The sequence below is a fragment of the Acinetobacter sp. GW821-FHT01C12 genome (assembly GCF_059422625.1).
Genome location: NZ_JBWKXD010000004.1, coordinates 139,640 through 158,547, shown reverse-complemented (window position 1 = coordinate 158,547; position 18,908 = coordinate 139,640). Strand labels below are relative to the sequence as shown.

13 protein-coding genes are annotated in these 18,908 nt (G+C 40.7%); 1 reads left to right on the top strand and 12 read right to left on the bottom strand.

The annotated features are described in order from the left end of the window. Positions 1-88: 88 nt before the first annotated feature. The 9 genes from gltB to AC07WY_RS12415 form a co-directional block, all read right to left on the bottom strand. Entirely contained in the window at positions 89-4,564 is a 4,476-nt protein-coding gene (gene gltB / locus AC07WY_RS12455; RefSeq protein WP_239044765.1) for a glutamate synthase large subunit, read from the bottom strand. Positions 4,565-4,989: 425 nt separating this feature from the next. Further along, complete coding sequence (locus AC07WY_RS12450; protein WP_262087203.1) at positions 4,990-5,853, bottom strand: hypothetical protein; 864 nt, start codon at positions 5,851-5,853, stop codon at positions 4,990-4,992. A gap of 16 nt (positions 5,854-5,869) precedes the next feature. Next, the gene (gene aroB, locus AC07WY_RS12445; RefSeq protein WP_494736459.1) at positions 5,870-6,949 is read right to left on the bottom strand and encodes a 3-dehydroquinate synthase; all 1,080 of its coding nucleotides are present in this window, start codon (positions 6,947-6,949) and stop codon (positions 5,870-5,872) included. A gap of 36 nt (positions 6,950-6,985) precedes the next feature. Beyond that, entirely contained in the window at positions 6,986-7,528 is a 543-nt protein-coding gene (aroK, locus tag AC07WY_RS12440; RefSeq protein WP_004725433.1) for a shikimate kinase AroK, read from the bottom strand. A gap of 36 nt (positions 7,529-7,564) precedes the next feature. Continuing rightward, positions 7,565-9,748 (bottom strand): type IV pilus secretin PilQ, encoded by a 2,184-nt coding sequence (locus AC07WY_RS12435; protein ID WP_494736458.1) that lies wholly within the window; start codon positions 9,746-9,748, stop codon positions 7,565-7,567. A 20-nt stretch (positions 9,749-9,768) separates the two neighbouring features. Next, positions 9,769-10,299, bottom strand: a complete 531-nt coding sequence (locus tag AC07WY_RS12430; protein ID WP_262087210.1) for a pilus assembly protein PilP — start codon at positions 10,297-10,299, stop codon at positions 9,769-9,771. Further along, on the bottom strand, positions 10,296-11,042 hold the full coding sequence (locus AC07WY_RS12425) for a type IV pilus inner membrane component PilO (protein ID WP_151801310.1): 747 nt from the start codon (positions 11,040-11,042) through the stop codon (positions 10,296-10,298). Before AC07WY_RS12425 ends, AC07WY_RS12430 begins: the two co-directional genes overlap by 4 nt. Then, positions 11,039-11,680 (bottom strand): PilN domain-containing protein, encoded by a 642-nt coding sequence (locus tag AC07WY_RS12420; RefSeq protein WP_494736457.1) that lies wholly within the window; start codon positions 11,678-11,680, stop codon positions 11,039-11,041. Before AC07WY_RS12420 ends, AC07WY_RS12425 begins: the two co-directional genes overlap by 4 nt. Further along, positions 11,680-12,738, bottom strand: coding sequence for a pilus assembly protein PilM (locus tag AC07WY_RS12415; RefSeq protein WP_262087212.1), 1,059 nt, complete (start codon positions 12,736-12,738; stop codon positions 11,680-11,682). Before AC07WY_RS12415 ends, AC07WY_RS12420 begins: the two co-directional genes overlap by 1 nt. Before the next feature lie 163 nt (positions 12,739-12,901). On the opposite strand from AC07WY_RS12415, the gene ponA reads away from it, so the two are divergent. Continuing rightward, a complete protein-coding gene (gene ponA / locus AC07WY_RS12410) occupies positions 12,902-15,442 on the top strand; it encodes a penicillin-binding protein PBP1a (RefSeq protein ID WP_494736456.1) in 2,541 nt (846 codons plus the stop codon). Between the two features lie 60 nt (positions 15,443-15,502). Here the strand turns inward: ponA and AC07WY_RS12405 are convergent, their stop codons facing one another. The 3 genes from AC07WY_RS12405 to AC07WY_RS12395 all read right to left on the bottom strand — a co-directional run bounded on the left by AC07WY_RS12405 (position 15,503) and on the right by AC07WY_RS12395 (position 18,904). Beyond that, on the bottom strand, positions 15,503-16,306 hold the full coding sequence (locus AC07WY_RS12405; protein ID WP_262087214.1) for a putative RNA methyltransferase: 804 nt from the start codon (positions 16,304-16,306) through the stop codon (positions 15,503-15,505). A gap of 70 nt (positions 16,307-16,376) precedes the next feature. Further along, a complete protein-coding gene (gene mraY / locus AC07WY_RS12400; RefSeq protein WP_004725416.1) occupies positions 16,377-17,495 on the bottom strand; it encodes a phospho-N-acetylmuramoyl-pentapeptide-transferase in 1,119 nt (372 codons plus the stop codon). After that, the gene (locus AC07WY_RS12395; RefSeq protein ID WP_419336031.1) at positions 17,495-18,904 is read right to left on the bottom strand and encodes a UDP-N-acetylmuramoyl-tripeptide--D-alanyl-D-alanine ligase; all 1,410 of its coding nucleotides are present in this window, start codon (positions 18,902-18,904) and stop codon (positions 17,495-17,497) included. The genes mraY and AC07WY_RS12395 overlap by 1 nt, the downstream gene beginning before the upstream one ends. Between the last annotated feature and the right edge of the window lie 4 nt (positions 18,905-18,908).

Below are 18,908 nucleotides of genomic sequence, written 5' to 3'. Positions count from 1 at the left end.
CTCTCTCCGTGGGTGAGCGTGGATAACTTCATTCGCTTGTGTATATCTGCGAAGTTATCCACACCTACCTAAAATTTGAGTAGTGGAATTATTGTGGATCTGCTTGAGTTGTTTTCAAAAGCGTTTGTAAATTAGCCGCTTTTGGTTTCACCAGCCAGAATTTACGGCTATAGAAATCAAACTCGTTGCGAATCTTGTACGCCCAAGCACTACCTGTTTCAGCAATGTGTTCATCTAAGATACGAAGTAAGAATTCTTGATGTTCTTCCATCGCTTCTGTAGAAATACGGTTTAATTCAATCAATTCGTGGTTGTAGTAATCAACAAAGTCGTTATCCAAGTCAAGTACATAAGCAAAACCACCGGTCATACCTGCACCAAAATTGTGTCCAACTTTACCCAGTACGGTCACGATACCGCCTGTCATATATTCACAGCAATGGTCGCCTGCACCTTCAATGACCGCAAACGCGCCAGAGTTACGTACAGCAAAACGCTCACCCGCTGTACCCGCAGCAAATAATTTACCGCCTGTCGCACCGTACAAACAGGTATTGCCGATAATTGCCGTTTCTTGAGTTTGGAATGGTGAACCTTTTGGTGGGAAGATCGATACTCGACCACCTGCCATACCTTTGCCCACATAGTCGTTTGCATCACCTTCAAGGCTGATATGCAAACCACCCGCATTCCAAACACCCAATGACTGACCCGCAGTTCCTTTTAAATTCACTTTAACAGGATGTGCTTCCATACTGAGGTTGCCATAACGTTTGGCAATTTCACCTGAAAGACGCGCACCAATTGAACGGTCACAATTCCCCACAGTAAAATGGAACTCACCACCAGTACTTGCTTCAATCGCAGGTAGCATTTCTGCCACCATTTTCTCGGCAAGAATACCTTTATCAAATGGTTCATTGCCTTGTACTTGGCAATATTGCGCTTTGCCTTCCGCAGATGGGTGTGATTCTAACAATGCACTTAAATCTAAATGTGCATGTTTATCCGTTTCACCTGGCAACATCTCAAGTAGATCAGTACGACCGATCAAATCTTTCAATGATGCAACACCTAAAGCAGCCAACCATTCACGTGTTTCTTCCGCAATAAAGTGGAAGAAATTAATCAGCATTTCTGGCTCGCCAATATAATGCTCTTGACGTAAATGATCTTGCTGAGTTGCCACACCTGTTGCACAGTTATTTAAGTGACAAATACGCAAGTATTTACATCCAAGTGCGATCATTGGGGTAGAACCAAAACCAAAGCTCTCCGCACCTAAAATCGCGGCTTTAACCACATCTAGACCTGTTTTTAAGCCACCATCAGTTTGTACACGTACTTTACCACGCAGGTCATTGACACGAAGTGCTTGATGCGCTTCTGAAAGCCCCAATTCCCATGGCGAACCTGCATGATGAATAGAGGATAAAGGTGAAGCCGCTGTACCGCCGTCATATCCAGAAATGGTAATGAAATCTGCATAGGCTTTTGCAACACCTGCTGCAATTGTTCCAACCCCAGGCTCTGATACTAACTTCACAGACACCATGGCTTGTGGATTGACTTGTTTTAAGTCAAAGATGAGCTGTGATAAATCTTCAATAGAATAAATATCATGGTGTGGTGGTGGTGAAATCAAAGTCACTCCTGGAACCGAGTAACGTAAACGCGCAATTAAGCCATTCACTTTACCACCCGGTAACTGACCGCCTTCACCTGGTTTTGCACCTTGCGCTACTTTGATCTGTAACACTTCAGCAGATGTTAAATATGCAGGTGTTACACCAAAACGACCTGAAGCAATTTGCTTAATTTTAGAGTTACGGATGGTGCCATAACGTGCAGGATCTTCACCGCCCTCACCCGAGTTCGAACGACCACCAATCGTATTCATTGCGATCGCAATGGCTTCATGTGCCTCTGGTGACAATGCACCTAAAGACATGCCAGCGGAGTCAAAACGTGGCAGAATTTCTTCTACGGATTCAACTGCTTCTAATGGAATAGAATGATCAGTTTTGAGTTTTAATAAGTCACGAATTGTCGCAATTGGACGTGTGTTCACCAACTCAGCGTATTCTTTAAAGTCAGCATAATTCCCTGAACGTACAGATTTATGCAACGCATTGATCACATCTGGATTAAATGCGTGGTATTCCTTATCAAAGACAAACTTGAGCAAACCACCTTGTTCAATTGGCTTACGTGCTTTCCAAGCAATATCTGCTAGTTTTTTTAAGTCATTTTCAAGGTCAATGAATGTTGCACCTTTAATACGGCTTGGCACACCTGTAAAGCACTTACTAACAACTTCTTCAGATAAGCCGACTGCTTCAAATAACTGTCCACCACGATAAGATGCGACTGTTGAAATCCCCATTTTTGAGAGGACTTTGAGTAAACCTTTATCAATACCTTTGCGGAAATTCGCTTGTGCGTGAATTGGATCACCCAATAATTCACCTTTTGCAATCAAATCATTGATCACATCATAAGCCAAATAAGGGTAAATCGCAGTTGCACCAAAACCTAAGATCACGGCAAATTGATGCGCATCACGTGCAAGTGCAGTTTCAACAATGATGTTTGCATCGGTACGTAAACCAGCATTAATCAAGAAGTGATGAATTGCACCCGTCACCATTGCTGCATTTGCAGGTAAAAAGCCTTCACGGATTTTACGATCTGAAATGACCAATAAGGTTTTGCCATCACGAATCGCTTGTGCAGCTTCTTCACAAATACGTGAAATCGCAGCTTCAAGACCTTCAGCTACAGGATAATTCAAATCGATATCTGCAATTTCGTAACCTTTACGACCAAGGGTACGAATCTGATGCATTTTAGAATTTGAAAGGACTGGGCTCGATACAATTAAACGATCTGCATGCTCTGGACCTTGTTCAAATACATTTTGCTCACGACCAAAACAGGTTTCCAATGACATGACAATTGATTCACGTAATGGATCAATCGGTGGATTGGTCACTTGCGCAAATTGTTGACGGAAATAATCTGTCACATGACGTACTTGACGAGACAATACCGCCATTGGTGTATCATCACCCATTGAACCGACAGCTTCCTGTCCACTTTCAGCGATTGGACGAAGCAGTTGATCACGCTCTTCAAATGTCACCATAAACATTTTTTGAGCCGCTTTAAGGTCATCACCTTTTAGGCCTTGATCACACAAATATTCTTCAAGCTCTGGACTACCTTGCAAGCGAACTGAGTTTTCACGTAACCATTCACGGTAAGGACGCATTTTTTTCAGATGATTGCTCACATCTTTGGTATCGAGCAATTTTCCAGTCAAGGTATCAATCACTAGGATTTGACCAGGACCTACACGACCTTTAGAGATCACATCTTCAGGTTCATAACCCCAGACACCAATTTCTGATGCCAAAGTGATATAACCATTCTTAGTGATCACCCAACGTGCAGGACGCAAGCCATTACGGTCTAGCATACAAATCGCATGACGACCATCTTGGATCACTAGACCCGCAGGGCCATCCCAAGCTTCCATATGCTTAGAGTTGAATTCATAAAACGCGCGTAAATCCGCATCTAATGTTTCAACGTTTTGCCACGCTGGTGGAACAAGCATGCGTAATGCACGGAATAAATCCATCCCGCCACCCACAAGCAGCTCAAGCATATTGTCCATACTTGATGAGTCTGAGCCTGTACGGTTTACAATTGGACTCAGTTCAGTAATGCCTGGCAATAATGGATTTTCAAATTTTGGTGTACGTGCCACTGCCCAGTTACGGTTTGCAGTAATGGTGTTAATCTCACCATTATGTGCCAAATAACGGAACGGCTGTGCCAATGGCCAACGGGGTAAAGTATTAGTCGAGAAACGTTGATGGAACACAACAATGTGTGAGTCCAAACGTTCATCAGCAAGGTCTGTATAGAATTCTGCAATATATGCAGGCATCATTAAGCCTTTATAGGTGATCACTGTAGAGCACAGTGTGGTCACATAAAAATAGGGATCAGCTGTTAATTGTTGTTCTGCACGACGACGTGCCATAAGTAACTTACGGTTAAATTCAACCTCAGTCACACCCATTGGACAATTGACAAAAATTTGTTCAAATGCAGGTAAAGACTGCATTGCGATTGAACCCAAGGCATCATTATTGGTTGGAACAACACGCCAACCAATCACACGACAGCCTTCTTCTTCAATTTCATGGGTTAGAATTTGCTTTGCATGGGCCGCAAGTGCTGGATCTAAATTTAAAAATATCGTCCCGACCGCAAAAATTTCACTCAGTGTAATGTCACTGATCTTTTTTGCTTCTTCACGGAAGAATGCTTTAGGCATAGCCAAGAGCAAGCCACAACCATCACCGGTCTTACCATCTGCGGCAATACCACCACGGTGCGTCATACAGCTTAGACTATGAATCGCGGTCTTGACTAAATCATGACTCGCATCACCCTGCATATGGGCAATCAAGCCGAAACCACAGTTATCTTTAAACTCATCCGGTTGGTATAAACCTTGAGCGGGAGCTACAGTGTTAGGCGATGGCATGTGCATAGCGTACCCTTCTTTCTACATAGGCCCATGAAAGGGCGAAAAACATTCGAACACTCAATTACGATTTTTAAGTATTTTCTTAGCTCAAGTAAACCACTGAGTCAGAATCGAATACCAGTCTGTTTTTACTTTAATTGCAAGATTGTTTTACAACTTCCGCACTGAAATAAAGCACTCAATCAGACTTAAATCGCACACCAACTGAATCATTTCGCTCCAAAACAGGGACAATCAACTCAATTAGCGCAACAATAAAGCAAAAAATATGCCAAATTTTATTTTTGTTCACCAAATCACTAAAAGATAGTGAAATAAAGATATTCTTTAAAATTCTAAGCGTCTTATAAAGGCATTTATAGCACCATTTTTGTGCAAATATAAAATTAAATAATTAATTCTGCTTCATTTTAGAGCTAATTTTAATTAAATGGATCACTGACTTCATGCTCAGCTGGCTTTTTATCAGCAGTAGCACCGGTTTCTTTATTGTTGCTTGAAGGCTGTGCACGAGATTGTGACTTTTGTACATCTACCACATTGCCAGATGCATCACGACGGGTAATTGTGGTTTTGGTGGTCTGATTTGCAGGAGCTGAACCTGTTAAAGAAGACAATGCTGATTTTGCTTGAGCCAATAGCGTTTCATCAACTACAGGTAAAGGTGCAGATTTTAATTTTACTTGATAGAGTTTATTTGCACTTGCCATTTCATCTGAGCCCAGATCATTGACTAAAGCACTATATTTTTCAAACTGGATCGCTTGAGGATGAATAGATGCAGGCAATTTTAAATTTAATTGTTGTAACTGGCTCTTGGCCTGATCATCACTTTTAAATAGACCATAGGCTAAAACATATTGCTCTGCTTGATCTTCACCGCTTAAACGGAAATAAATAAAATTTTTACGATCCGCTTGTTTCTGTAAAAAGCCCAAAATGACATCTTCATCTGAAGTCTTAAATAGCTCTATGGTCCAAGCTTTCTTATTTTCTTGAAAAAATTTTGTACCACGAAATTCTGCATCATGGCTACCCGCAGTCACAATACGTGTGGTCATTTCAAGTGGACGTACTTCATCCATCAAAGCGCCTAAATGCGATGTCGCAGCAACTTTTTCAGGTTGAATTTGAACTTGGGACTCTTCAATCGGATTGACCACAGTGACCAGATCTTTGGTGTCGGTCACTGCCCAAAAAATCAGTGCGACCAAAAGACAGATTAATCCACCAACCAACCAAATATATTGTCGAATATTTTGCCAATTTGTACGAATTGCTGCCATTTGGAACTAACCTTTTCTATAACTGATTCGCGAGAATCGCTTGTTTCATCAACTCAACATCAAAATCTTTAGTGATGATGGCTTGGCCGAGTTGTTTTATCAATATTAAACGAAGTTGACCATTTAATACTTTTTTATCATGTGACATATATGCCAAAAATTCATCGAGCGGAATTTTAGGACATGCTACAGGTAATTGAGCACGTTGTATGATTTTTTTTGTACGTTCCAGATCATCGGATGAAATCCATCCCATACGCTGAGATAAATCAGCAGCCATCACCATACCCGTTGCAATTGCTTCGCCATGCAACCACACCCCATAACCAAGATACGATTCAATGGCATGACCAAAAGTATGGCCTAAATTCAATAAAGCACGTTCACCTTGCTCTTTCTCATCATTAGCCACAATTCTTGCTTTATGCGCACAAGAACGATAAACCGCTTCAGCCAATAATTCTGGATTTTGGGCAATCAGCCCATCCATATGCTCTTCTAACCATGTTAAAAACTCTAAATCACCCAGTAACGCATATTTAATCACCTCAGCCAAACCTGCTGAAAGCTCACGTTCAGGCAAGGTTTTGAGTTGTGCCATATCAGCCAAAACCACTTGAGGTTGCTGAAATGCACCAATCATATTTTTGCCTAAAGGGTGATTAATTCCTGTTTTTCCACCAACACTTGAATCCACTTGAGATAATAATGTGGTCGGAACTTGGATAAAATATACACCTCGTTGGAAACAGGCTGAAGCAAAACCAGCCATATCACCAATCACTCCACCACCTAAAGCCAAAACCGTACAATCACGATTAAAACCAGCTTGAAGCAAAGCATCAAAAATCAAATTAAGGTGCTGGATATCTTTATATTTCTCACCATCAGGCAAAACACATGTTACAACCTGCTTACCCAATTGTTGAATTGCGTCAACATAGTGCGACAAATACAAAGGCTGAACTGTGGTATTTGTAACAATCATCACTTGATGTCCCTGAATATAAGGTTCAAGTAATGATTGAGGATTCAAATGACTACCAATAAAGATTGGATAACGACGTTCACCCAGTTCAACATGTAAAGTTTGCATGATTCTGCCAAATAACAATGAATGATAATTTACTGACTAAATAATTTCTTTTGAAACGATCAGTTGCAATATTCTCAGCGCTAAATCTCGCGCAGCACCCTGATTGGTTTCAATAATATAATGTGCAACATCTCTATATAGTGGATCTCGTGCTTTAAGTAGATCCTTTAACTTTTGCTCAGGATTCTCGACTTGTAATAAAGGACGATTTTTATCTCGATGTGTACGTAATAATTGGATTTCTACAGGGGTATATAAATAAATCACAATACCCCTATGCTTGAGATATTCTCGATTCATGGCTTGAGTGACAGCACCACCGCCTGTTGCAACCACTAAATTTTTTTTTGATGTGAGCTCATCAATCACGATTGTTTCTCTTGTACGGAAACCTTGCTCGCCTTCTTTTTCAAAAATCCAAGGAATAGATGCCCCAGTTTTTCTTTCTATTTCATGATCGCTGTCTAAAAACTCACGACTTAACAGTTCCGCTAGATGCCGACCAACTGTTGTTTTTCCTGCTCCCATGGGCCCTACCAAATAAATATTTGGTAGGGTTTCCAACTCTTTGCTTGGCAAGGAGTCACCTATCGAATTGCTTTCATTGAAAGTATATTAATGATTTCTGGTACGACTGTCATTAACAATTCTTGGTGTCACAAAGATTAGTAACTCTCGTTTATTCTCTGTTTTGGCATCCTTACGGAACAATCGTCCTAAATATGGAATATCGCCTAAAAATGGAACTTTGACTTGGTTCGTGGTATTTTCTTGTTCAAAAATCCCACCTAACACCACAGTTTCACCATTATCAACCAACACATTGGTATTGATCTCATTTTTATTCAGAATGATTTCACCATTCGGTGCCACACCACCACGTGCATCGCTGGTAATATTTAACTGCATTTGCACTTTCCCTTCCGGGGTAATACTTGGTGTAACATCCAGACTGAGCAAAGCATCTTTAAATGCTGTCGTGGCTGTAGCAGTACCACCTGCTGTTGATGTAGTCTGGTAAGGAATTTGTTGACCCGAAGCAACTTTGGCTTTTTGTTTATCAGCAGTCATTACTTTTGGTGTTGAAATCACCTCCCCATAGCCGTCAGATTGTAAAGCCGACAACTCTAGGTCCAACATAAAATCAGAAAGACTAATTAAACCAAATGCAATTTTACTTGCACCCGCAGTCGTCACGCCAAGATCGACGTTTAAATTATTACCATTAGTCCTATCAATGGTATATTTACCTTCATCATCTGGATCACGTAAATCCCAAAGTGTTTGATTACTTCCCCCAACCAATAAGTCATTATTCTTGGTAATCCCTTGAGATAAGATCCCCCACTTTACTCCCATTTCTTTGGTAAAATCTGTTGTCGCTCGAACGATACGTGCTTCAACCATGACTTGTTTTACCGAAATATCAAGTAAATCAATCATTTTTCGAACTTTATCGATATTATTAGCCGTATCGTTAATAATTAATGTATTTGTTCGTATATCTGCAACCGCACTTCCTCTTGAGCTGAGTAGGCTTTCTAAAGCTAAAGAATCTGTATTCGTGGTATTATTCGCCTGTGCATTTTTAGGATTTCTAGAGTCTTCGAGTAACTTTAGAACCTCGGCAACTTTTGCATAACTGAGTTGTATATATTCTGTTTGAATCGGTGCCAACTTAATACTTTGTGCAATTGCTTTAGCTTCATCTTCTTCAGCTTTAATCAACTCGGTGACAGGCGCAATCCAAATCACACTTCCATTACGGCGTTTGTCCAAATTCTTGGTTTTTAAAATGATATCTAAGGCCTGATCCCAAGGTACATCTTTTAAACGTAAAGTGATATTACCTTGAACTGAATCTGCAGCCACCATATTAATACTGGTAAAATCAGCAAGTAGCTGTAGCACACGGCGTACTTCGATATCTTGAAAATCAAGTGAGATTTTCTTACCGGTATAAGACTGACTTGAACTTGGGCGATTTACTTTATTTTCTACAGGACGCTTTAAACTCACGGTCAATTTATTTTCCGCTTGGAAGGCCATATATTCATAGCTACCCGCAGATTGAATGGTAATCACACCATTTGAACCGTCATTATAAGCATCCACTGAAGAAACTGGGGTTGCAAAGTCATTGACATTTAAACGACGAATTAAATGTGCTGGAATTTTATTCCCTAAGGTTCGAATAACAACTTTACTGCCTTGTTGTTGTACATCTACAGGGGTATTTGCACCAGACAGATTTACAATAACCTGGCCCTCACCCGCATTGCCTCGCTGGAAACCGATATCTGCAATGCCTTGATTTTGCTTATTCTGTGTAGATGCAGATGCTGCATAAGTCGGTAAAGTTGCAGCTTGATTAGCATTATTAATCTTTAAAATAAAGGTATTCCCTTCAACACGTGTTGTAAAAGAACCACTATTTTTTAAATTTACTGTTAAGCGTGAACGTTGATCATCGGCCGCAATATCTACAGTCGACGCTTCTTCACTCGCCACAGCAATAGATGATTGATTGATCGTTTGCTTCGCCTGATCAAAATCCAAAATCAGTCGAGATGGATTATCCAATTGATAGGCTTGAGGCTGTGGCGGTAAGCCATTAAACATCACACGAATTTCTGTACCTTGCCCCGGTATTTTCATCGGTACAATATTGGTCATGGTTGTTTGCGCTGCTGCAACCTGCATAATCGCAATTGACACTGCCGCCATAGTAAATTGACGAAGTTGACTATTCATAAACTTACCATCCCCGTTAAAGATATTTTTCAAACTCTTTTTCATTTTTATTCCTTTATTCCGTTTTAATCTATTGGACCGATTAGAACTAGACTCCGTGGTCTTTCTATATAACCGTCTCGACCATCTGGAACGATTTCCAATAAATCAATACGGGTCGGCGTAATTTCAATAATTCGCCCCTGATTCATACCCATGTAATTGCCAAGTTGAACTCGCTCAATCTCACCGTCTGGTGTTTTGATCAAACCCACGGTCTGTCCAACAGCCCCTTTCATACTTCCTTTCAGTGTTAACGACTCTAAAGGATAGCTTTCAAGCGGCTGTGGTTGTCTTGAAAAATTCGGGTAGACGCGCTTGCCAGACATGATTTTCAATTCATTTGCCAATGAGTTTGGCAAAAATGGGCTGCGTAATTGTTGAGCTGAATAATTGAAACTTGGTACTGGATTAAATACTGGTGCAGGCTCAATCGGCATTGGTTGCTGATTTCGAATATTTGCCATCTCTTGATTAACAGCGTCAATACGAGAGTCACACCCCACCAGCAATAGCGCAAACGAGATTCCACAAACTATTTTACTGAGCTGGTTCATTGTGGCGTCCCTCCTTGCTGAGGTGTCGTTGTTGTCTGCGCAGCATTCGCTGATTTATTTATTTTCTGCTCATCAGCTCCAATATAACGATAGGTTTTTGCTTTAATTGTATAGTCAATCACTGGCACATCAGATTTATTGTCTTGACTAGGTGTTCCTGTAATTGTGAAATCATGCAAAGTGACAATACGTGGTAAAGCAGCCAAACTACTTACAAAACTGCCAAATGAATGATAATCCCCTGTTGCATCAATCGAGATTGGCTGCTCAATAAAGAACTCCTGCTTCACTTCTGGTTCTAATTTGATATTTTTAAATTTCAAACCCGAACTTACCCCTGTCACATTAATATCTTCAACCAGACTCGGAATTTCAGTTTCTTTAGGAAGTTGTTCTAATTGCTGATTAAAATTTGCTTCCATTTGTTGCAGTTGTGCTTGATATTGCTGCAAGTTTCTTAATTTAGAGTCTTTTTCTTTAAACTCAGTTAATAAGTTTTGCTCAACTGTACGAGCTTGATCAATTGCATCTAGTTTAGGTTTAATTGCTAAAAAATAACCAATTGCACACACCACAAAAAACAAGAATACCCAACAGGTGACTTTAACGGATAAAGGCCAACTGCCATAATTATTCATATCCAAGGTATTGAACTGTTGAAAAAACTTCTCAACAGTCATCTTGTTCTTTTTTGGAGCATCATTTACAGATGATTCTAATTGCTCAAAATCTTCACGACTCATTTTGCACCCCCAGCAGCTGAAACTTGTTCAGCTTTCGTCGCATCCCCATCTGCAGTAGATGCTATTTCACCTAAATCTACAGTCACCACAAAACTTCCATATGATTCTTCTACACGAGGAATCACTGAAGTCTGTCCTTTATTTTTATTTTCATCTGCAGCTAAGAATGAATTCATAAATGCATTTCGATACCATTCAGACGCCTCTAATCCACGCAACAATTCAGCAACTGTATTTGGACTTTCAGCTTTCCCCTCAATGGTAAATTTATCACCCACACGACTAAATTTTGTGATGTACATTTGTGCAGGGACAATTCGAACCAACTCATCAACGAGGCGAACAATCACAGGACGCTGACCTTGTAAGCCTTGGATCAGTTTCATACGTTCAATAATGGCATTACGACGTTCTTGTAAACCATCTAAAGTTTTTAATTGCGTATCTAAATTTTGATTGGTACTGGTCACCAATTGATTGGCTTGCTCCTGATCTTCTAACTTATGATCAAAATAGAACCACGCCAATAACACTGTCACCAAGCCAATCAGTGCAACCCCAACACATATCGCAACGAATTGCTTCTTCTTCTGTTCTCTTAGCTCATCACGCCAAGGGAGTAAGTTAATCTTTGCCATTAATCAAAACTCCTCAAAGCTAAACCACATGCAACCATTAATGAAGGTGCATCATTTTCTATTTTTTTTAAGTCAATTTGTGGCGAAAACCCCATCTGTAAAAAAGGATTTGCAATCGTGACGCGATAACCGAGTTTTTGTTGTAATAATTTTGCCAAACCAGGAATATTGGCATTACCACCCGCCAATAAAATATGGTCGATCTCGTTAAACTGAGAGGATGAAAAGAAGAACTGTAATGAACGAGCAGCTTGTTGTACAACTGCTTCTAAAAATGGCATTAAAACTTCTGTTTCAAAATCGTCAGGTAAAGTCCGATCTTTTTTGGCCCGACCAGCTTCATCATAAGACAAACCATAACGGTTCTGTACATCTTGAGTCAGCTGCTTGCCACCAAAAACTTGCTCTCGGGTATAAATGATCTTGCCATTTTGCATCACAGACAAAGTAGTCATGGTATGGCCGATATCTAGGATACCCACAAGATTTACACCGATTGGCAAGGTATCGGAAAAGACCTCAAAAGCACGCTCAATTGCATAACTTTCTACATCTGCAATTTTAGGTGATAAGCCTGCGATTTCTAAAACTTCAACACGAGAATCGATATTCTCTGCACGTGTTGCAACAAGTAACACATTGACTCGATTTGGATTTGCCAGCTTATCTTTTAACACTTCAAAATCTAGACTGACTTCATCCAACGGGAAAGGGATATATTGTTCAGCATCCATTCGAATCTGAACTTCTCTTTCCTCATCCGACATATCTGCATCCATTTCGATGATTTTGTGAATCACCATAGATGTAGGTACAGCAACCGCAACATTTTGCGATTGAGGATTGCCAATATTGACTGCCCTTTCCAACGCATCAGCAACTGCTTCAGGATTAAGAATGTTTTTTTCAACAACACTCCCATCCAGCAGTGGACTTAATCCATAACTTTCAACCCAGTAACGACCGTTCTTAACAGAGAGCTCTAAAATCTTTACAGTAGTAGAACTAATATCTACTCCTATTAACCCCTTATTTGGCTTACGATATAGTCTAAGCACGATTGATTTCCTATTATTTTTTTATCCCCAATAAATAACACAAACCGACTGCATTTGGTCTTAATTTTTTACAGATACAATATCCCATCTAACAATCCATCACATGAGAAGCTATACTGAACGCAATTAGTTTGCCATTAGCTATTATTAAAACTTACTTGTTATGAAAAAGCTATCTTGTTCAGGTTATATTCATCCCTTTTTTTTGCTGATTATCATTATTTTAGTCGCAATTCCGATGGGCTTTTATGGAATGTATCTATATATTGCCCCATCACTACCAGAAATGAGCTCTTTAAAAAAGGCGCCATTGCTTAAACCTTTGCAAGTTTATTCAGCAGATAATCAGCTGATCGCTGAATATGGTGGCAAGCTTTCGGTGCCTGTTGAGTACAATCAGATCCCCCCACATTTCATTCATGCCTTCCTTGCTGCTGAAGATTCATCGTTCTTCGAACATAGCGGGATTAGCTTTAAAGGCTTAGGGCGTGCCGTGAGTGAAAGTGTCACTGGGTCAAATGTACAAACAGGTGGCTCAACAATAACCATGCAGGTGGCTAAAAATTATTATTTATCCCCTGAACGAACACTTAAGCGCAAACTTACTGAAGTTTTTTTGGCACGTAAAATAGAACAAAATCTATCGAAAGAAGAAATTTTATCTTTATATGTCAATAAAATCTTTTTGGGTAAAAATGCCTATGGTATTGCTGCTGCTGCAAAAATTTATTATGACAAAAGCTTAGATCAACTCAGTGTCGCACAAATGGCGATGATTGCAGGCTTACCTAAAGCACCGTCAAAATACAATCCTGTAGTGAATCCTGAACGCGCCTTAGAACGCCGCAACTGGATTCTAGGTCGTATGTTACAACTCGGCTATCTTAAACAAGCAGAATACGAAAAAGCTGTCGCTGAACCAATTAACCTAAGTATGCCTGATCGCGGCTTAAGTAATCGATTTCCCTATGTAGGCGAAATGGTTCGTTCAGAATTGGTTGAAAAGTTTGGTGAACAAGCAATTGATTCGGGTTATAAAGTTTATACAACCGTAAACAGCCAACGCCAACAATATGCAGAAGATGCAGTACAAAAAGGCTTGGAGGATTATGATCGTCGTCATGGATGGCGTGGTGCTGAAGCACATGATAAACCTTTAAAACAATTCATCCCTTATGCCAATACCTACCCTGCAGAAGTCATCAAAGTAGGCAGCAATAGTTTTGATGCCAAAATGCAAGATGGTTCTACAGTGACTGTGCCTTGGTCTGGTATGTCTTGGGCAAGAAAATATATCAATGCCAATGCAGTGGGTGGTGCACCAAGCCGCGCTTCGCAGATTGTAACTGTTAAAGATATTATCCGTTTACGTCCCAATGAAAATAAAACCGCGTGGTCATTGGTTCAAACCCCGAAAGCACAAGGTCAACTGATTGCAATCAACCCCAATGATGGTTCAATTGAAGCAGTGGTGGGTGGATACAACTTTTACCAATCCAAATTTAACCGCGCAATACAAGGCTGGCGCCAACCAGGTTCAACCATTAAGCCATTTATCTATGCACTGGCGCTTGAACGCGGTATGACTCCATACACCATGGTCAATGACAGTCCAATCACCATTGGTCGTTGGACACCTAAAAACTCTGATGGTCGTTATTTAGGCATGATTCCTTTGCGTCGTGCGTTGTACTTATCTCGTAATACCGTTTCTGTGCGTTTATTACAAAGCGTAGGTGTAGAACGTGCGCGCCAATTATTGATGGATTTTGGCCTGCAAGAAGATCAAATCCCGCGTAATTTCACGATTGCGCTGGGTACTCCACAAGTACTTCCTGTTCAAATGGCAACAGGCTATGCCGCAATTGCCAATGGTGGATATCGCATTCAACCGCATTTCATCAGCCGTATTGAAGATGCTTATGGCAAAACCATTTATGAAGCAGCGCCTGAATATGCGTGTATTCCATGTATCAATCAAAAAGAAACTGTGGCCAATACTGCAACCACCCCTGATGACGAGGCCATTGAAGGTACAAACATTACAGTGGATGAGGTTCAAACCCCTTTAAGCAAAGAAGAACAAAGTAAATATCGTCAAGCACAACGGATTTTAAAATCACAATCTGCTTTTGATATGGCAAATATTCTTCGTGACGTGATTGTGCATGGTACTGGTCGTGCAGCACTTAAAATTGGTCGCGATGACATTGGCGGTAAAACAGGGACAACCAACGATGCTAAAGATGCGTGGTTTGCTGGCTTCAATGGCAAATTAGTTGCGATTGCTTGGGTCGGTTTTGACCAGCCTTCAACTCTCGGTCGTCGTGAATATGGTGGGATCGCAGCCCTGCCAGTTTGGACAGGTTTTATGGGTAAAGCGTTAAAAGACACGCCATCTGCTTGGGTACATTTTGACAAAAATGCCAAAGCACCAATCTCTCGTGAAGAACGTAATCAAACACAAGTTGAAGGTGTGACTCAAAACGAAGGCTATGGTTCATCACCACCTTTAGCACGTCCAATCTTTAAACCTGCGCCTGTTACACCATCACGTAATTCATCAAATGACTTTGAAGACTTACCTGATGAAGGTACAGATCAACCGCTCAAACCGAACAAAGTAACACCGCCTGCAATGAATCAAGGCAGTGCGAAACGAGAAAGTGATTCTCTTGAGAATTTGATTAATGAAGTTCAATAATTAGTTTCTCAAATAAAAAATGCCATCGATTGATGGCATTTTTTATGGCTTAAATTTCTATTATTTTTTCTGAAAAATATAAATTTGAAAGGCTGCCTTTAACGTCGTTTTAACTTGTGCTTCCAAAACTAAACGCTTTTCAGGTTTTGCTTTATAAGCATAAGGGGTCATCGCAATCAGATTTTTGAGTTGTGCTTGATCCAACTCAAACGTTGTTTCGATAATCGGCTGCTCTATTAACTCAAAAGATGCTTGTAATTGTTCAACAAACTTTTGCGGCTCATGGGCTTTAACTTCATCAAACAAACCCTCACGCATGGCATATAAATGCTCTGGTGCAGGTGTTACCACCATCAAATAAGCCTTTGGCTTAAGTACTCGGAGTATTTCTTCTTCTGGGATCGGGCTAAATAAGCTAGTACACAAATCAATCGAATGATCCAAAACAGGTAGCGTCGCTCCTGTCCCCACAATCCATGTCACATCTTTATTGAGTTTTGCAGCAACCTGAACTGCATTTTTTGCAATATCAACCCCAATACATTGCATCACTTGATGTTGCATTGCATCAGTATAGTAGCCTTCACCACAGCCGATATCCAGCAAGTTTTCAACCCTTAACTCACGAATTTTCTCAACCACGGCTTGCTGTAAAGGTGCATAAAATCCACCACTTAAAAATCCACGGCGTGCTTGTACAGATTCAGGGGTATCCCCTGGATTTTTACTATGCTTATGTTGTACTACATGTAAATTTACATAGCCTTGTTTTGCCACATCATAACTATGATTATTTACACAGCGCCAAGTCCGATCCGATAGGCTCAATGCCTCACGACATACAGGGCACATCAACAAATTCATTGTATTCTCCAAAAGATATTTTTAGGCCATAAAAAAGCCGGCAAATGCCGACTTTTCAAATCACTTTGGCTTAACGTAATTTTAATGTCATTAGACCTAAAACTACCAGCATAATTGTGATAATCCAAAAACGGATCACCACTTGAGTCTCACGCCAGCCTTTTTTCTCATAATGATGATGCAACGGCGCCATAAGAAATACACGTTTATTGCGCATACGTAATGATCCGATTTGTAAGAATACCGAGATTGCTTCTACCACAAAGACCCCGCCCATAATTGCAAAGACGATCTCTTGACGAACCATTACCGCGATAGTGCCCAGCATTGCACCCAATGATAATGCACCGACATCTCCCATAAAGACTTGGGCAGGATGCGCGTTATACCAAAGAAATGCTAAACCTGCTCCAATCATTGCAGCACAAATAATCACCAGCTCAGAGGTATATTTTACATAGGGAATATGTAAATAATTGGCAAAGCGTATATCACCTGCCAAATATGCAAAAACACCTAAACCAGCGGCAACCAAAACAATCGGCATGATCGCCAGACCATCTAAACCATCTGTCAAATTCACTGCATTTGATCCACCATTAATGACCAAATAAGTAAAAATAATGAAGCCAATACCCAATGGAATTGAGGACAATGGAATACTCAGATTTTTAAAAAATGGAATCAATAAATCCAGCATATTCGCTGTATGTACAGGACTGTCTTGCTGAGTTGCAATGATATACAACGCAATACCCGCCCCCAAAGAGCCAACTGAAGTCCAAAAGAATTTCTTCTTGGCAGGTAAACCTGCATTGTCTTTATAACGGACTTTAATCCAATCATCTGCCCAACCTACAGCACCAAAGATCACCATAACAGCCAAGACGATCCACACATAAGGATTGGATAAATCTGCCCAAAGCAAGGTACTGATTCCGATTGAAAGCAGAATTAAAATCCCGCCCATTGTTGGTGTACCCATTTTTTTGGCATGATTTTCAGGTGCATATGAACTGACAGCCTGACCATATTTGAGCGCTTGTAATTTACGGATCATGACTGGTCCCAAGGCCCAACCAATCGCAAGTGCAGTCAGTACACTGAGCAATGCTCGTAACGATAAGTATCGAACAACTTGGAACGCGTTCTCATAACCCGCCAAGTGTTGAAATAACCAATACAGCATTAAACTTTCTCCATCAAATCAGCCATCAACGTTTCCATATGGGTATAGCGAGAACCTTTAAACAGGAAACTCATGGACTGTGGTTGATGTGTTGCAATTAAACTTAACAATAAAGGTAAAGCTTGTTCTTGGCTAAGAAAAGCTTGTAATTTTTTACCATATTGAGTGCTTCGCGCACCTTCTTGTGTAGCAGGAGCAAACTCCCCTACCGCGACAACAAATTGGATCCCATCCACTGAAACCAGATCACGACCCAACATATAGTGTTGCTGCGCAGCAGTATCGCCCAGTTCACCAATATCGCCAATCACCATCACTTTGATGCCTTGCTGTTGCGCAAGTACTTCTGCTGCTGCACGCATTGAAGTCGGATTGGCATTATAGGTATCATCAATAAATAAATGCTTGTGCTTATGAATAAAATTCAAACGCCCTTTTGCACCTTGTGCCGACTCCAAGCCGATTACAATATCGTCTAAATCAACGCCAATCGCCAAGGCAAATGCAGTCGCTGCTTCTGCATTATGGACATTATGTTCGCCTGCAAAAGGAAGATTGATTGTTCTTGCACCTTGAGGTGTATTAAGGGTAAAGATTGCAGACTGTGCGTGTAACTGAACATCTGTCGCAAAGACCTCGCCACCCTGACCAAAACTTAACACTTGCTCCGTGTCTACCACTTGACGAATCGTATCGGTAAAATCATCCTGAGCAGGAACAATTGCTGTTCCAGCTTGATCAATATGACGGTAAATTTCAGATTTGGCACGGCAAATTCCATCACGTCCACCAAATTCGCCTAAATGTGCAGTTCCAATATTTAAAATACCGGCAACATGTGGCTGCACAAGATTTGAGGTGTAATCAATTTCACCTTGATGGCTTGCACCAAGTTCCATCACCGCATATTGATGCTCTGAACGCAGCTCCAATAACATCATTGGCACACCAAGATCATTATTTAAATTGCCACGTGTAATCAAGGTCGGGGCTAAACGTGAAAGAATACTCCCCAACATTTCTTTGGTGGTGGTCTTGCCACTACTGCCTGTAAGTGCAATCACTTTTAATTGTGGATGTTGAGCACGACGATACGCGCCTAAATGCCCCAATGCCAAACGTGTATCTGCCACGACAAGTTGACAGATATTTACATCAACAGGATGGCTCACGATGGCAATTTGGCAGCCATTCGCAGCCACTTGAGCAACAAAATCATGTGCATCAAAACGCTCACCTTTGAGCGCCAAAAAAGCATCACCTAATTCAGCATGACGTGAATCAGTCAAAATACGTTTAATTTCACCTTGTGGTGCTTGATCTAAATACCAATAACCTTGAGTTGCTTCAGCAAGTTGTGCTGCTGACCATGGCTCCAAAGGCACAGTACTGGTGGTAGAGGTGTGCATCTCT

Coding starts and splice junctions, on each gene's coding strand:
- gltB (WP_239044765.1), bottom strand. CDS start 4,564: ATGCCATCGCCTAACACTGTAGCTCCCGCTCAAGGTTTATACCAACCG.
- AC07WY_RS12405 (WP_262087214.1), bottom strand. CDS start 16,306: ATGAATTTGTTGATGTGCCCTGTATGTCGTGAGGCATTGAGCCTATCG.
- ponA (WP_494736456.1), top strand. CDS start 12,902: ATGAAAAAGCTATCTTGTTCAGGTTATATTCATCCCTTTTTTTTGCTG.
- AC07WY_RS12430 (WP_262087210.1), bottom strand. CDS start 10,299: ATGAACCAGCTCAGTAAAATAGTTTGTGGAATCTCGTTTGCGCTATTG.
- AC07WY_RS12395 (WP_419336031.1), bottom strand. CDS start 18,904: ATGCACACCTCTACCACCAGTACTGTGCCTTTGGAGCCATGGTCAGCA.
- aroB (WP_494736459.1), bottom strand. CDS start 6,949: ATGCAAACTTTACATGTTGAACTGGGTGAACGTCGTTATCCAATCTTT.
- AC07WY_RS12425 (WP_151801310.1), bottom strand. CDS start 11,042: ATGAGTCGTGAAGATTTTGAGCAATTAGAATCATCTGTAAATGATGCT.
- AC07WY_RS12450 (WP_262087203.1), bottom strand. CDS start 5,853: ATGGCAGCAATTCGTACAAATTGGCAAAATATTCGACAATATATTTGG.
- AC07WY_RS12435 (WP_494736458.1), bottom strand. CDS start 9,748: ATGAAAAAGAGTTTGAAAAATATCTTTAACGGGGATGGTAAGTTTATG.
- mraY (WP_004725416.1), bottom strand. CDS start 17,495: ATGCTGTATTGGTTATTTCAACACTTGGCGGGTTATGAGAACGCGTTC.
- AC07WY_RS12420 (WP_494736457.1), bottom strand. CDS start 11,680: ATGGCAAAGATTAACTTACTCCCTTGGCGTGATGAGCTAAGAGAACAG.